This is a genomic window from Allomuricauda sp. MMSF_3307 (assembly GCF_030733585.1).
Taxonomy (GTDB): domain Bacteria; phylum Bacteroidota; class Bacteroidia; order Flavobacteriales; family Flavobacteriaceae; genus Flagellimonas.
This window is the reverse complement of record NZ_JASHIQ010000002.1, coordinates 490,214-504,864: the sequence shown is the minus strand read 5'-3', so window position 1 is coordinate 504,864 and position 14,651 is coordinate 490,214. Positions and strand designations below refer to the sequence as shown.

The 14,651-nt window shown below is 43.9% G+C and carries 14 protein-coding genes; 7 read left to right on the top strand and 7 right to left on the bottom strand.

The genetic code is table 11. The features are described 5' to 3' along the window. Entirely contained in the window at window positions 1-1,083 is a 1,083-nt protein-coding gene (locus tag RBB12_RS06645; RefSeq protein WP_306013171.1) for an efflux RND transporter periplasmic adaptor subunit, read from the bottom strand. Between the two features lie 140 nt (window positions 1,084-1,223). Next, window positions 1,224-1,625 carry a hypothetical protein gene (locus RBB12_RS06640; protein ID WP_179383999.1) on the bottom strand — a complete coding sequence of 134 codons (402 nt, stop codon included), beginning with the start codon at window positions 1,623-1,625 and terminating at the stop codon, window positions 1,224-1,226. Window positions 1,626-1,815: 190 nt separating this feature from the next. Between RBB12_RS06640 and RBB12_RS06635 the strand changes: the two genes are divergently transcribed. Beyond that, the gene (locus RBB12_RS06635; protein WP_306013172.1) at window positions 1,816-2,430 is read left to right on the top strand and encodes a hypothetical protein; all 615 of its coding nucleotides are present in this window, start codon (window positions 1,816-1,818) and stop codon (window positions 2,428-2,430) included. A 38-nt stretch (window positions 2,431-2,468) separates the two neighbouring features. Here RBB12_RS06635 and carB read toward each other — a convergent pair whose 3' ends face one another. Together carB and rpmH are read right to left on the bottom strand one after the other, a co-directional pair. Further along, window positions 2,469-5,321, bottom strand: coding sequence for a carbamoyl-phosphate synthase large subunit (gene carB, locus RBB12_RS06630; protein ID WP_306013173.1), 2,853 nt, complete (start codon window positions 5,319-5,321; stop codon window positions 2,469-2,471). A gap of 95 nt (window positions 5,322-5,416) precedes the next feature. Then, window positions 5,417-5,575 (bottom strand): 50S ribosomal protein L34, encoded by a 159-nt coding sequence (gene rpmH, locus RBB12_RS06625; protein WP_072882462.1) that lies wholly within the window; start codon window positions 5,573-5,575, stop codon window positions 5,417-5,419. A 166-nt stretch (window positions 5,576-5,741) separates the two neighbouring features. Between rpmH and RBB12_RS06620 the strand changes: the two genes are divergently transcribed. The 3 genes from RBB12_RS06620 to RBB12_RS06610 all read left to right on the top strand — a co-directional run bounded on the left by RBB12_RS06620 (window position 5,742) and on the right by RBB12_RS06610 (window position 7,628). Beyond that, window positions 5,742-6,257, top strand: coding sequence for a DUF2892 domain-containing protein (locus RBB12_RS06620; protein ID WP_179384002.1), 516 nt, complete (start codon window positions 5,742-5,744; stop codon window positions 6,255-6,257). Window positions 6,258-6,417: 160 nt separating this feature from the next. Next, window positions 6,418-6,924 carry an N-acetyltransferase gene (locus tag RBB12_RS06615; protein WP_306013174.1) on the top strand — a complete coding sequence of 169 codons (507 nt, stop codon included), beginning with the start codon at window positions 6,418-6,420 and terminating at the stop codon, window positions 6,922-6,924. A gap of 44 nt (window positions 6,925-6,968) precedes the next feature. Continuing rightward, on the top strand, window positions 6,969-7,628 hold the full coding sequence (locus RBB12_RS06610) for a peptidoglycan DD-metalloendopeptidase family protein (protein WP_306013175.1): 660 nt from the start codon (window positions 6,969-6,971) through the stop codon (window positions 7,626-7,628). A 7-nt stretch (window positions 7,629-7,635) separates the two neighbouring features. Here the strand turns inward: RBB12_RS06610 and RBB12_RS06605 are convergent, their stop codons facing one another. Continuing rightward, on the bottom strand, window positions 7,636-8,604 hold the full coding sequence (locus tag RBB12_RS06605) for a lytic transglycosylase domain-containing protein (protein WP_293289475.1): 969 nt from the start codon (window positions 8,602-8,604) through the stop codon (window positions 7,636-7,638). Window positions 8,605-8,652: 48 nt separating this feature from the next. Continuing rightward, window positions 8,653-9,315 carry an alpha/beta fold hydrolase gene (locus RBB12_RS06600; protein WP_306013176.1) on the bottom strand — a complete coding sequence of 221 codons (663 nt, stop codon included), beginning with the start codon at window positions 9,313-9,315 and terminating at the stop codon, window positions 8,653-8,655. 165 nt (window positions 9,316-9,480) lie between these two features. Between RBB12_RS06600 and RBB12_RS06595 the strand changes: the two genes are divergently transcribed. Next, complete coding sequence (locus RBB12_RS06595) at window positions 9,481-9,774, top strand: GNAT family N-acetyltransferase (protein ID WP_179384006.1); 294 nt, start codon at window positions 9,481-9,483, stop codon at window positions 9,772-9,774. 48 nt (window positions 9,775-9,822) lie between these two features. Here the strand turns inward: RBB12_RS06595 and mtaB are convergent, their stop codons facing one another. Further along, window positions 9,823-11,151, bottom strand: a complete 1,329-nt coding sequence (gene mtaB / locus RBB12_RS06590) for a tRNA (N(6)-L-threonylcarbamoyladenosine(37)-C(2))-methylthiotransferase MtaB (protein WP_306013177.1) — start codon at window positions 11,149-11,151, stop codon at window positions 9,823-9,825. Between the two features lie 202 nt (window positions 11,152-11,353). Between mtaB and RBB12_RS06585 the strand changes: the two genes are divergently transcribed. Continuing rightward, on the top strand, window positions 11,354-12,463 hold the full coding sequence (locus RBB12_RS06585) for a hypothetical protein (protein ID WP_306013178.1): 1,110 nt from the start codon (window positions 11,354-11,356) through the stop codon (window positions 12,461-12,463). Window positions 12,464-12,536: 73 nt separating this feature from the next. Continuing rightward, window positions 12,537-14,582, top strand: a complete 2,046-nt coding sequence (locus RBB12_RS06580; RefSeq protein ID WP_306013179.1) for an amidohydrolase family protein — start codon at window positions 12,537-12,539, stop codon at window positions 14,580-14,582. Window positions 14,583-14,651: the final 69 nt, after the last annotated feature.

Sequence of the window (14,651 nt, the reverse complement as noted above, 5' to 3'; positions counted from 1 at the left end):
TTACTCAGCATACAACTCTAGGTGTGACAATACGGATTCGGGCTTTTCGAATTCGTAATGAATCTTTTCCCCGTTCCGAACCATTCGGATACCTTCCAAGAGTACCTTATCGTTCAAGGAGAGTCCCTTTTCAACAACAAAAAGATGAGGCAATTCAGCACCGATTTCGATTTCCCTTTGTTGAACGGTATCGTTTTCATCGATCACAAAGACAAATTTTTTGTCCAATACTTCAAAAGTGGCCTTTTGGGGAATCAGCATAGCTTCCTTTAAGGGGACCTTCATTAAAATACTCCCTGTTTCTCCATGTCTCAAAATCCCATCAGGATTGGGGAAAGTGGCCCTAAAAGCAATATTTCCGGTTTCGTGGTTGAATTCCCCTTCTATGGTTTCCACTACCCCGGACTGATTGAACTTTTTATTGTTGGCCATCAAAAGCTCCACTTCCTGCTTTTCATTCTTTTTGGTAGTGGTTATGTAATCCAAATACTCTGCTTCGGGCACATTGAAATAGACCCACATTTTAGAGTTGTCGGAGAGTTTGGTCAGCAGCTCTCCTTCATCCAAAAGACTTCCCTCCCTAACTTCGAGATGGTCCATTATGCCATCGAAAGGGGCGCGGATGTCTGTAAATCCCAAATGGGTTTCCGCCAGACTAACCTCTGCTTTGGCCCTATCCAATTCTGCTTTGGCCATGGCCAGCTCATTGGCTGAAACAACGTTCCCGTCTGCCAGTAATTTGGTGTTTTTATATTCAATTTCAGCGACTTCAGCTTCCGCTTTAGCCTTTTGTAGGTCGGCTTGGTACACATTGGGCATAATGTGGAACATTTGTTGTCCCTTTTTTACATGTTGCCCTTCGTCCACATAAATATGTTGTAAATACCCTTTTTCCAAAGCCCTAAGTTCAATATGGCGAACGGAATGGATTTGGCAGACATAATCCTTGGTGATAGACGTGTCCATTTGGATTGGACTTGATACGAGATACTTGGTCTCTTCCTTGTTTTCGTGTTTTTTGGATTCGCAGCTCGCATAGCACAACACTACAAACAAGCCGATGAAGATAGAAAATCTCCTCATAGTTTTACTGGTTTAAAAAATGTTTTGAAAAGGTCAAGGGAAGTCCGAATCCACATAAAGGGACCTACCCTTGGTTATTGATTTTTACCCAAAGGGTTGCTGGTTGCAAAGCACAAGTAAGGCCTTGCCGGCTGTGAATTCTAAATTCGGAATACTTGGAACCTCACATGCTTCTTTATGGATGAAGCTGACTTGGGTCTAGATAACCCATAGTTGGTGTTGGATTCCAAAAAGAGTTGCCCCCAAGAGGCGGCAAATTCATGAGCGGCAAAGGACTTGCCATATTTTATAGAAAAACCATGGGAAGCTACTTCTTCTTCGCGTTCTTCCTGTTCCTCAACATCTATTTCGGTGCAGTACCTTTTTTCCAATCCCAGTTCAAGGGAGTGAAGTGTTTCAGAGGAATGTTGGTTTTCTAAAGTCTGAAGATAGCAGGCATCCTCCGCAGGGATATTCTCTTGCGAATCTGCATATAAATTGACGAATCCACTTACTAATAGGACAACAAGTGGAAACAAATATTTTATGAATGCCTTTTTCATTTCGAGGAGCAAAGCTATGTTACCTGAACTTCCCGAACAAATGGTTGTTGTTAATTATGGTTAAAATCGATTTATTGGTGATTTTTTTTGATGAAAAATTCCTAAAGACTGCTGAAAAATCAAATAAATATAAAATTGACTTGTCAAAAATTATCCAAATTGGCACAAAAGCATTAAAACTCTATCTTCGTTGTACCTGAAAAACAAAGGTTTCTATATGCGTTACCGTTACCTTGTTCCCGTAATTGTACTAGTTCTCTTCTTGGTTTCGTGCAAGGATTCCAAGAACAAAAAAGAAGTGGACACCTTTGGTACGGACACCTTTCATACATATTCCATAAATGGAAATTATAACATTGATGTCCCCAATTTTATGACGGGAACCACAGGATTGAATGAAGAAGCCTCTTTGCAGTTCCAAAGCCTCATCAAGGAAGCATATCTTTTGGTGATTGATGAGCCAAAAGCTGATTTTGAAGAGGTTTATCGCGATTTGGGACAATATGATGATTCGCTCTCTGTCATACAAAATTACAGGGATGCCCGGCTACAAATTTTATCGCGTACCACCCAAATCATCCATAAATCCGCCAATACATCACGATTGATACATGGCCTGGACGCAGAATCCGTTGAGCTCGATGCCAAGGTGAATGGTATGGACAACGAGATTTCCTATTTCTTGACCTTTATTGATGGTGGGGAAAAGGTGTATATGGTGATGGGATGGACTTTGAAGGAAAGAAAAAAAGAACATAAAAAAACCTTTAAAACGATTGCCGAATCTTTTCGATTGATAGACTAGCTAACCGCTTTAAAGGTCTGTATGGATAAAGAGATGGTTTACTTGCTCAGATACATTTTTCTTCTGGCGTACAAATTGTAAAACTCATCATCCTTTAAACTATCAATGAACAGAATGCTTTCTCCTGTACTCTTCATTTCAGGTCCCAGATTCTTGTTTACGTTCGGGAACTTATTAAAAGAGAATACCGGCTGTTTAATGGCATAACCTTCCAACTGCGGGTTAAAGTTAAAGTCCTTCACTTTTTTCTCGCCCAACATCACCTTGGTGGCATAATTCACGTAAGGCTCCTTGTAGGCCTTCGCAATAAAGGGAACTGTACGCGATGCCCTTGGGTTGGCCTCGATAATGTACACAATATCGTCCTTCACAGCGAACTGAATGTTGATCAAGCCAACCGTATTGAGTGCCAAAGCAATCTTTTTGGTATGATCCTTTATCTGCTGCAACACAAACTCACCCAAATTGAAGGGAGGCAAGGTAGCATTGGAGTCGCCCGAGTGGATTCCACAGGGCTCAATGTGCTCCATGATTCCGATGATGTACACATCCTCACCATCACAGATGGCATCTGCCTCAGCTTCAATGGCTCCATCCAAGTAGTGATCCAAAAGCAATTTATTGTTCGGTATTTTTCGCAATAAGTCCACCACATGGGCTTCCAGCTCTTCCTTGTTGATTACAATTTTCATCCCCTGACCTCCCAATACGTAGGATGGACGCACCAACAACGGAAATTTCAATTCTTCCGCCAAGTCCAAGGCTTCGTCGGCTGTTTCAGCCACCCCAAATTTTGGATAAGGGATGCCGTTATCCTTCAACAAGGTGGAGAAACTCCCCCTATCCTCCGCCAAATCCAGCGATTGGAAACTTGTTCCGATGATGTTGATACCGTACTTGTCCAGTTTCTCTGCAAGCTTCAGCGCGGTCTGTCCGCCCAACTGCACAATGACACCCTCTGGTTTTTCATGAAGGATGATATCGTAAATATGTTCCCAGAAAACAGGTTCAAAGTATAATTTATCCGCCGTATCAAAGTCCGTAGAGACGGTTTCTGGGTTACAGTTGATCATAATGGTCTCGTAACCGCATTCGGCAGCGGCCAAAACACCGTGCACACAGCAATAATCGAACTCGATTCCTTGTCCGATTCGGTTGGGCCCAGAACCGAGCACCACCACCTTTTTCTTATCGGTCACCTGGCTGTCGTTGGCCACGTAGCGCTCTCCGCTTGGCGTTTCGATTTCTTCCTCAAATGTGGAATAATAGTACGGTGTAACCGCCTTGAACTCAGCGGCACAAGTATCCACCAATTTATACACACGGTTAATGTTCAAATCCATTCGTTTGCTATGCACTTCGCTCTCCCAACAATCCAACATGTGGGCAATCTGTCTGTCCGCAAAACCTTTTTGCTTCGCTTCCAACAATAGTGCTTTTGGCAAGCTTTCTATGGTATATTTTGATATTTCCATCTCCAAGAAGTGCAGTTCCTCGTATTGTTTTAGGAACCACATATCTATTTTTGTGATTTCGTGGATGCGTTTTAAGGGTATTCCAAGTTGAATGGCATCATAAATCACAAATACCCTGTCCCAACTGGGCACTCGCAATTTCTCGATGATGGTTTCGTAATCCTTGTAGCCTTTGCCATCGGCACCCAGACCGTTTCGTTTGATTTCGAGCGACTGTGTGGCTTTGTGCAGGGCCTCTTGGAAAGAGCGTCCTATACCCATCACCTCTCCTACGGATTTCATCTGAAGCCCCAAAGTCCTGTCGGAACCTTCGAACTTATCGAAGTTCCAACGTGGTATTTTTACGATTACGTAATCCAATGTCGGCTCGAACAAGGCCGAAGTGGACTGTGTGATTTGGTTGTCCAATTCGTCCAGCGTATACCCTATCGCCAGTTTGGCCGCAATTTTAGCAATCGGGTACCCCGTTGCCTTGGAAGCCAAAGCGGAAGATCGGGAAACCCTCGGGTTGATCTCGATGGCGATAATATCCTCTTTTTCGTCGGGACTTACGGCGAACTGTACGTTACATCCTCCGGCGAAGTCCCCTATACTGCGCATCATGTGGATGGCCATATCCCGCATGCGCTGGAACGTCCTATCCGAGAGGGTCATTGCAGGCGCCACGGTGATGGAATCCCCGGTGTGGATACCCATGGGGTCCATATTTTCGATGGTACAGATGATGACCACGTTGTCGTTCTTGTCGCGTAGTAGCTCCAGCTCATATTCTTTCCAGCCCATCAAAGCCTTATCGATCATCACTTCGTGAATCGGTGATACCTCCAAGCCGTGGCTCAACATATCATCAAAATGCTCTGGATCATAAACGATACCAGCCCCTGCACCTCCCAAGGTAAAAGAAGCCCGGATTACCAAAGGAAAACCGAATTCCTGAGCAATCTCTTTTCCTTTAAGGAACGATGTTGCGGACGCCTGTGGCGGCATTCCAATTCCAATTTTTAACATCAACTCCCTAAACTTTTCACGGTCTTCGGTAATGTTGATGGCATCGATATCCACCCCTATAATTTCCACGCCAAAATCTTCCCAAATACCCTTTTCATCTGCTTCGATACAAAGGTTCAATGCAGTTTGCCCGCCCATGGTTGGCAATACCGCATCAATATTTGGGTGTCTTTTTAGTATTTCTATGATGGATTTTGTGGTCAACGGTTTTAGGTACACGTGGTCCGCCATGGCCGGATCGGTCATGATGGTAGCAGGATTGCTATTGATCAAAATGGTTTCAATCCCGTCTTCCCGAAGGGAACGAAGGGCCTGGGAACCAGAATAGTCGAACTCACATGCCTGGCCGATGATGATAGGACCAGAACCAATAATCAAAATGGAATTTAAATCTTTTCTTTTGGGCATTTTCTATAGGGGTTTCTCGGTTATCTGCTTATATGTCAAAAAAAAGGTGTTACCTAGAAAAGTAACACCTTTAATTTAAATAATAAATACTATCATTATTTTTTATGTCTTGGCTCAGAGGAAACAGTTAATCTCTTTCTTCCTTTGGCTCTTCTTCTCGCAAGAACTTTTCTACCATTGGCAGTCGCCATGCGCTCCCTAAAACCATGCTTGTTTCTTCTCTTCCTTTTGGATGGTTGATACGTTCTTTTCATTTCCGAACTGTTTTATGGATTTGTTGATGGGAAGCTTTCTCCCCTAAAAATTCTGGGCGCAAATATACGAAGACTTTTTACTTTGGCAAGTCCAAACCTAAAATATTTAATTTAGTTTTTAGTACTTTTGCGGGCACTTAACTAAAGGTAAAAATCACCAGACTGTATGTTCAATAAAAATATAAAGCTCGTCATTGCCGTCCTTATCATCGCTTATGCCGTTTACCAGTTTATAGAGGGTAATATTGGCAACGGAATCGCACTGATTTTGCTATCCCTCGTATTCATTTTTCTCTACTTCCGGAATGAGTTCATTCTTTTGGCCTTTCTTAAAATGAGGAAGCAGGACTTGGAGGGCACACAACAATGGTTGGCCAAGATCAAGAACCCGCAAGCTGCCTTGATCAAAAAACAACAGGGTTACTACAACTATCTACACGGCATCATTTACTCACAAAAAAACCTGACACAAGCCGAAAAGTACTTTAAAAAGGCCTTGAAGCTGGGGTTGACCATGGACTATGACGTGGCCATGGCCAAATTGAGCTTAGCGGGCATTGCCATGCAAAAGCGCAGAAAACGTGAAGCAACTACTTTATTGCAGGAAGCCAAGAAATTGGACAAAAACAACATGCTTACGGAACAGATCAAGATGATGCAGCAGCAGATGAAGAAGATTTAATCATAACCTTCAACCATCAAAAAAAATTTCCCTTCCTACCTGAAAGTCCCCTTTGATTATGGACACAAAATCGCATTGGTTCATTCAAACGGGTCATCCGTCAATTGAAAAGGGGTATCCGTTGATTTTAACAATCGCTTAAAGCAACTATTTACTATACTTGGGTACAGTTATTTACTTTAAAATTTTATTTCTACTGAACCCATCCAATGTACATATTGAAGTTTTAGGAGCTGCCCAACCAATCCCTTATGAATTGTTGGAACTGGCCGACCCATCAAAAACCCATATTGAAGCATACCTTAAAAACGGGACCTGTTACCTGGCCAAGATAGGAAAAGAGACTATTGGAGTGATGGTGCTGCTGGAATTGGACGCTACCAACATTGAACTTAAAAATATTGCACTAATGCCCTCACTACAAGGCAAGGGTTATGGAAAAGCACTTTTGGGACACGCGATAAATGTAAGCAGGGTATTAGGGTATCACAAACTGACAGTAGGCACGGGAAATTCCAGTATTGGTCAACTTGCATTTTATCAAAAATCTGGATTTGAAATTCAGCACATTATCAAAAACTACTTTGTAGACCACTACCCCGAACCCATTTTTGAAGATGGTATTCAATGCAAACATATGGTTGTTTTGGAGAAAAGGCTATCGTAATCATTCTATGGTTACATTTGTTTGTTTTTACGAAAAGTTGACCAATGTATTACCCACTTTGCCTCAATGGGGTCGATATCCACCCCTTATTCGGTGATTTCCTAAAAGGAAAGCCGTACATCTTTGATTTTTCATCCAACAACCCAAAAACACTAGAGTACCCGCTCACGGATTTCCATCAGTTCAACCAAAAGGTTTTTGATGAGTTGGAGGCATCTAAGCAACAATGGGGCATTGGCAAGTATTTGGAAGAACGGAAAAGTCTGTTGCGGTCCTACCCCAATATTATTGAGGAACAACGGTATTATCATCTGGGTCTGGACATCATTGTGCCATACGATACCCCCATGTTCTCTCCTTTGGAAGCCGAAGTATACAAAACTGCAAAAGAAACTACCCTTGGTAATTACGGAGGTTATATCATTCTAAAACATGAGATGAATGGAGTAGTTTTTTATTCGTTGTATGGACACTTAAAAACACCACACTTGGTCCGAGTTGGGGACAAAATAAAGGCCGGTCAAAAATTTACTCACATAGGAGAAGAAAGTGATAGCGGCGGCTGGTTTTGCCACGTTCATCTTCAGATGCTCACACAAGAGGCTATGGATGCGGGATATTCCGACTGGGGGTATATTTCACCAGCGTTACTGCCACAGGTAGAAACCTATTTCCCTTCGCCTTACTTTCTATTTAAATACTAAGTCCAAACTATTTTCCAGTACTCCCCACGCGATAATACCCCTTGTTCGGGATTTCGATAGTATATTTTTTACGGGAAGCATTGTTCAAATGCGGTTCGCGCAACCAAGGGTTATGTCGCTTCAAAACCTTGTAGTTGATTTCGTAGAGCTCCGCGAAATCGGCCCAATTGGTTACCGCAGTATCTACTTCAACGGTAAAGGTGGGCACTTTGGTGTACATATCGTCTTCTTCCAACTGGAATCCATACTTATCACGATTGGATAAAATCTCCTTGATGGCCAAAATACGGAACACATAACGGCCGGTCTCTTGTCCCAATAACAAATCATAGTAATCGTTCACCTGTTGGATGTCCATATATTTTTGGATACCGGCAGGACCTGCATTATAGGCCGCAGCGGTCAACGTCCAGCTACCGAAACGGTCTTTCCATTTATTAAGGTAATCACATGCCACTTGGGTCGCTTTTTCAATATGGTAGCGCTCATCCACGTTATCGTTTACTTCCAAACCATATTCGCGGCCAGTTCCTTTCATGATCTGCCAAAAACCAGTAGCGCCTGCAGGGGAAACCACGTTTTCAAGACCACTTTCGGCAACCGCCAGATACTTAAAGTCATCCGGGATGCCATTCTTTTTAAGAATGGGCTCCATGATCGGAAAGTATTTATTGGCACGCTTCATCAATAAGAGGGCGTTCGACTGCCAATAGGTATTCACCAAAAATTCACGGTCAACACGCTCCATGATCTCAGGGTCGTCTTGGGGAACCGGCTCACCTGCGAAATTCAAATCCTTTGGTATTTCTATGGCGCTGATTTGGTAGGTATCCGCCACATTTTTATCCGTGGTTTCAGGTTGGGTCACCGTTTTTACGGGTTGTTCTTCCATTGCATTCGACTGAACGGCAAAAATCAAGGTGCTTACCACAGCTATCAATCCGATAAATGCCAATATATTTTTAAGATATTTCATGTCTTCCCTTTTAAATTGTTACGTAAAGATACTATTATAAAGACGAAATTATTCCAAAATAATTGTGGGGAGATGCTCATTAAACCATTTGGCCCTATGAATGATCATGGTATGGGTGCCATTTTTAACGGAAATACAAGCGTTGATGTTGGAAATGGGAAAAACAGCATCCTTTTCGCCCTGAATATGAACCACATGATCAGGGGGAACTTCTTGGTCCCAATTCACGATTTGATCGATGGACCAATCGATATAATACTTATCCCGAATGGAGAGGTATTTTTCGTACAGGTGCAAGCGCTTGGTCACCGTTTCGCCAAAGGCATATTTGGCCAATAGTTCCACATTGTTCACCAGGCCCGTTGGCAACAGCTTGTGTACTTTGGTGTATTTGGCAAACAGCATTCTTTTGGGCAGTTCGTGCTTGCTCTTAACGGATGAGACCACAATCACTTTGCGTGTCGACCTGATTTTGGCCATTTCCTGTACCAACATGCCCCCGAAGGAAACGCCCAACAACACTGGATGGGGTTCCTTAATTTTATCGCACATTTGCTCCGCATATTCCCTTAAGCTCATCCCTTTTTCGGGTACAAACCATTCCAAGGTATGCATTACAAATTGGTCGTCTGGCAGTTTGATATTTTCAAAAATGGAAGGGTTGGCTGCCATTCCCGGCATGAGATAGATATGGATTTTATCATCGGACATATGGCACCAAATATCGATAAGGACTAGGAAATTAACAATATTTTGACTAATTTTGTATCCCTTTTGCAGCCAACCCCGCTTATGTAATAGATATTTATAATTCAGGGGGAATGGAAATGCCTTTTTCGGGTAGTTCCGCCAAGTCATTAAAAAAACAAGTACTATATGACAACAATGGAAATCACTGACAATAGTTTCTTGCGTCAATTTGAAACTAAGGTCAATGGGCATTTAGCCAAAATTGAGTACTCTTCACAAGAGCGTAAAGTATTTTTGACCAAGCTGGTTATTCCGGAAGAAATTACACAAGAGGGCTTTAAAGAGGATTTCATCAAAGCGGTTTTGAACGAAATTCAAGAGAACAACCTAAGAGTTGTTCCCACAAGCCCCCAAATTGCTGGATTTTTAAGAAAAAACAGGCAATACAAGGAAATGCTACCAGTTGGTATCCGTATCTGATCTAACCATCTTCGGAAAAATGTAAACCTCCTCTACCGGGAGGTTTTTTTATGCTGTGATGGCATCGGAAACAAACTCAAAACGCACCAGTCCGTCCGTATCGATATCCATTAGCTCCACTTGGTGCAAAGTATTCACCAAAGAAGGATCCCATGGCGCTTTTACCTTAACATAGTTCTCGGTAAACCCGTGAATATAGCCTTTTTTGTTCTCCCCTTCGAACAGCACGGTACGGATGCTTCCCAATTGACTCTCGTAAAAGGCCCTGCGCTTTTTGGCCGATAATCCCCTTAACATTTTGCTGCGCTTGTTGCGTACCTTTTTGGGGACCACATCTTCCATTTCGGCAGCCACGGTATTGTCCCTTTCCGAGTAAGTGAACACATGCAAATAAGAAATGTCCAATTGGTTCAAAAAGTGATAGGTTTCCAAAAAGTGCTCGTCTGTTTCCCCGGGAAAGCCAACAATCACGTCTACACCAATACAGGCATGAGGCATTGTTGATTTGATGCGCTTTACCCTATCCACATACAGATTGGACAAATACCGACGTCGCATCTTTTTTAAGATATCATCGCTCCCACTCTGCAAGGGCACATGAAAATGGGGCACAAAGGAATTGCTTTGCGCTACAAAATCGATGGTCTCATTTTTAAGCAAATTGGGTTCAATGGAAGAAATTCGGAGACGGTGAATCCCATCGATGGTATCCAAAGCCTTCACCAAGTCCAAAAAGGTATGCTCGTGCTTTTTATTGCCAAACTCACCTTTCCCGTAGTCACCGATATTCACTCCTGTCAGCACAATCTCCTTAATGTCTTGTGAAGCAATTTCCTTGGCATTTTTCAGTACGTTCTGCAAGGTATCACTACGTGAAATCCCGCGAGCCAAAGGAATGGTACAGTAGGTACACTTGTAATCACAACCATCCTGGACCTTCAAAAAGGCACGGGTACGATCTCCGATGGCATAACTGCCCACATAAAAGTCGGCATCCTCGATTTCACAGGAGTGTACCTCTCCCCTATTATTTTTGGTAAGGTCGTTCAGATAATCGGTGATTTTGAACTTCTCCGTGGCACCCAAAACCAAATCAACGCCATCCACAGCCGCCAATTCCTCCGGTTTTAGTTGCGCATAGCAACCTACTGCCGCTACAAAGGCTTCGGGATTGGCTTTTTGGGCCTGCTTTACAATGGTCTTGAATCGCTTATCGGCATTTTCCGTTACCGAACAGGTATTGATCACATACACATCCGCAGCTTCCGAAAAGTCCACACGCTCAAACTCCTCCTTTTCAAAACCCCTGGCAATGGTGGAAGTTTCAGAGAAATTGAGCTTGCAGCCCAGCGTGTAAAATGCAACCTTTTTGTTCATAAGCCTGCCTAGCGTTTTAGGGGCGCAAAGATAGTGATTTGTTGGGAGTTATCGCAAGTCATCAGCAATTCATAAAAGTTGTTTGGGGCCTTTAGGAAAAACATACCAAAGTTTTTACTAATTTGGCAAGGAATTGATAATCCTCATTGATTCAGTTGATTGCGCATAACCCCGATGTATTTTTAAAACTATTAGTTTACGAATGAAAAAAATCATTAGGTATGTGTTCATCCCCATAGGGGTGATTATTACGCTGTTCGCTATCCAATTCTTTGTGGTTAGAAAACTGGACCGCAATTATTCAGAATCCTTAGAAGCTGGTTTAACCAAAACTGACCTAAAAACCATGAAACTGCCGTCCGTGTTCTTGGACAGTGCTCGCTTTTTGGTCAAATTACCCTTAGAGTCCAAAGATACACTTCTGGCGTATTGTGATACTGGAGGAGGTATTAGCATGTTAATGCCATCCCGACAAGACCGTCCAGAAATTGCCCCATATATAAAGAAGGGATTAGTCAAAGGATTAATGCCAATGAGTTATGTAACATTCAATGACATGGTAAACATTGAAAAGTTTCCCTCACCTTCGCCTATTCCAAATTTCATTCTAAGAAAGCCTTTTGCCAGTGTTCAAGAACCATATCTGGTCATACCGCCCTTAACTGACGATCTTCAGCAAAAAATAGATAAAATGCCCATGTTGGATGCTTTTTTGGGACAGGGCTTTTTTATGGGGCGAGCATGGACTTTTGACTATCCTAAACAAGAAGTATGGGTCAACACTCCAATAAAATCAACGGATAGCAAGAAACCTAATGTGCTTTCATTAGGATTTAAGAAAAACACCCATGGAGTTGCTGTGTATGGGCACCCTAGGATGCAGATTGAAATTGAGGGTGAGGAGATTGAAGTATTGTTCGATACTGGAGCCAGTTTTGTGTTATCCGATAAAGGCAAGGAGTACTTCAATACCGAAAAAAACACCTTGGCAGGATCTTTTATTGCTGCCAGTATTTTTGATCAATGGAGAACTGATCATCCCGATTGGAAATACTATCCCGAATCAGATGGAAGCCAAGGAATCATTGAGGTTCCCGTGGTAAAAATTGCGGGCCACAAAGTAGGCCCCGTGTTATTTTCCAGGCGACCAGATCATGTTTGGTCCGAAATGATGGCCCAATCCATGGACAAAGTCGTAAAAGGTGCCATTGGGGGGTCCTTGCTCAAGCATTTTAAAGTTAAGGTGGATTACAATTCAGAGCTCATTCAATTTCAAAAATATAACGACTCCACCTTGGTTGACAGGTTATAATCCATTTGGCCAGATATTCGTGGTTAAGCGTTGATTTAAAATCGTTATCTTAAACCGATTTTAAACCAACTCTATGAAACTTCGACTATTCCTGATCGGCCTTGTCCTAATGGCGGGCTATTCCTGTAAAACAGAACACACTTCCTCCTTGGCCGACTACCAAGGCGAGGAAAACTATTCCGTAATCATTAGCGAGACCAAGGTCGGCTATATGAAAGTCAACACCCTTGGCGACACGATTCAAATTGATTATGATTACAAGAACAACGGCCGTGGTCCGACCATGAAGGAGACCATTGTGCTCAACGCCGAAGGCTATCCGAAAAGCTGGAAAGTCACCGGAAATACCACCTTTGGTAATGCCGTGGACGAGCAGTTTACCCAATCGGAAGGAGAAGCCTCTTGGACCGATGCCACAGGCTCTGGAAGTGCCTCTTTGGATGCGCCACAGCTCTACGTAAACCAATTTGGCAGTCCGTATTCCGCAGTGTTGTCCGCGCGGATGCTCATGGACGCCCCGAACAATACCCTACCCGTTTTGCCTGCAGGGAACCTAACGCTGACCAAAATGGAGGATTTGACCGTGCCCCATGCCTCCGGCGAAGGGGAATTGGCCCTGACCACCTATGCACTCTCCGGTGCAGAGATGAACCCCACCTATTTCATCATGGATGATAGCGACCGTTTTTTTGCCTTTATCTCGCCCCGCTATATCGTAATTCGTGATGGCTACGAACCCGAAGAAAAAGAACTGCGTCAATTGGCCGAAAACTATTCCGCCGAGCGCTATGAAAAACTGCAAAAGAAATACGCCCACAACTACGATAAAAAAGTACGTATTGCCAATGTAAAGGTGTTCGACCCCAAAACGCTATCCCTTACCGAGCCCGTTTCCGTAGTAGTGGAAGGTGAAAAGATTTCCGCTATTGAAGCGGCTGATGCCACCGGCGACAACGAAGTGGTGATTCAGGGGAACGGAGGCACTTTGGTGCCCGGACTTTACGAAATGCACGCCCATACCGGCGACAACGGTGCGTTGCTGAACGTTTTGGCGGGAGTGACCTCGTTCCGTGATATGGGGAACAATACCGAAGTGCTCAGCAACCTCATCGAAAAAATCAATTCCGGTGTGTTGGCAGGACCCCGCGTAACCCGACTCGGATTTATCGAAGGAAAAAGTCCGTACAGTAGCAACAACGGTATTCTAGTGGAAACCCAAGAAGAAGCCTTGGCGGCTGTGGATACCTATGATAGTCTTGGGTTTTACGGCATCAAACTATACAACAGCATGAACGGCGATTGGGCCCCGGCCATCGTGAAAAAAGCGCACGACCAAGGCCTGTTCGTTACAGGACACGTGCCCGCTTTCTCCAACGCCAATGCCATGCTACGCGCTGGGTACGACGAAATGACCCACATTAACCAAACCATGCTCGGCTGGGTTTTGGAGCCCGAAGAGGACACCCGGACCCTATTGCGCCTTACCGCCATGAAACGCTTTCCTGAACTTGACCTCAACAGTGACAAAGTGCAGGAAACCATGGACCTTTTTGTGGCCAACGAAACGGCCATGGACCCTACCCTGGCCATCCACGAGCGCCTGATGCTTTCCCGCAACGGAGAAGTGACGCCCGGTGCCTTGGATTATGTGGACAATATGCCACCGAACGAGCAGCGAAGCCTTAAAGTGGCACTGGCCCAGATTGCCGATGCCGAGGAGGACAAGGCCTATCGTGAAGCCTATGACAAAATCGTGGAAACCTTGAGAATGATGAAGGACAAAGGGATTTTGATCGTAGCGGGAACCGATTTGGGCGGCGCCTTTAACCTGCACCGCGAACTGGAACTGTACACCGAACAATTGGGTTACACCCCGGCCGAAGTGCTCAAGCTGGCCAGTTACGATATGGCGCAGTACTTGGGCCACGAAAACTTGGGCAGCATTGAACCGGGAAAGTGGGCCGATTTCTTCTTGGTGCCCGGCAACCCGGTGGACAATATCAAGGCTATAAAGACCATATCCTTGGTATCGCGCGGGGGAACCTTTTACTACCCCAGCGATGTCTATCCTGCCTTTGGCATTACTCCTTTTACGGACAAACCTGAGGTAAGCGAATAAAATCCGTAGGTCCGATAACATCAAAAACCAGTAGTTTTCGCTACTGGTTTTTTAATTCTATTCCTATAG

What these genes read in the sequence shown, in the direction of transcription:
- RBB12_RS06645 (WP_306013171.1), bottom strand. Translation starts at nt 1,083, where the DNA reads ATGAGGAGATTTTCTATCTTCATCGGCTTGTTTGTAGTGTTGTGCTAT.
- RBB12_RS06640 (WP_179383999.1), bottom strand. Translation starts at nt 1,625, where the DNA reads ATGAAAAAGGCATTCATAAAATATTTGTTTCCACTTGTTGTCCTATTA.
- carB (WP_306013173.1), bottom strand. Translation starts at nt 5,321, where the DNA reads ATGCCCAAAAGAAAAGATTTAAATTCCATTTTGATTATTGGTTCTGGT.
- rpmH (WP_072882462.1), bottom strand. Translation starts at nt 5,575, where the DNA reads ATGAAAAGAACGTATCAACCATCCAAAAGGAAGAGAAGAAACAAGCAT.
- RBB12_RS06620 (WP_179384002.1), top strand. Translation starts at nt 5,742, where the DNA reads ATGTTCAATAAAAATATAAAGCTCGTCATTGCCGTCCTTATCATCGCT.
- RBB12_RS06610 (WP_306013175.1), top strand. Translation starts at nt 6,969, where the DNA reads ATGTATTACCCACTTTGCCTCAATGGGGTCGATATCCACCCCTTATTC.
- RBB12_RS06605 (WP_293289475.1), bottom strand. Translation starts at nt 8,604, where the DNA reads ATGAAATATCTTAAAAATATATTGGCATTTATCGGATTGATAGCTGTG.
- RBB12_RS06600 (WP_306013176.1), bottom strand. Translation starts at nt 9,315, where the DNA reads ATGTCCGATGATAAAATCCATATCTATCTCATGCCGGGAATGGCAGCC.
- RBB12_RS06595 (WP_179384006.1), top strand. Translation starts at nt 9,481, where the DNA reads ATGACAACAATGGAAATCACTGACAATAGTTTCTTGCGTCAATTTGAA.
- mtaB (WP_306013177.1), bottom strand. Translation starts at nt 11,151, where the DNA reads ATGAACAAAAAGGTTGCATTTTACACGCTGGGCTGCAAGCTCAATTTC.
- RBB12_RS06585 (WP_306013178.1), top strand. Translation starts at nt 11,354, where the DNA reads ATGAAAAAAATCATTAGGTATGTGTTCATCCCCATAGGGGTGATTATT.
- RBB12_RS06580 (WP_306013179.1), top strand. Translation starts at nt 12,537, where the DNA reads ATGAAACTTCGACTATTCCTGATCGGCCTTGTCCTAATGGCGGGCTAT.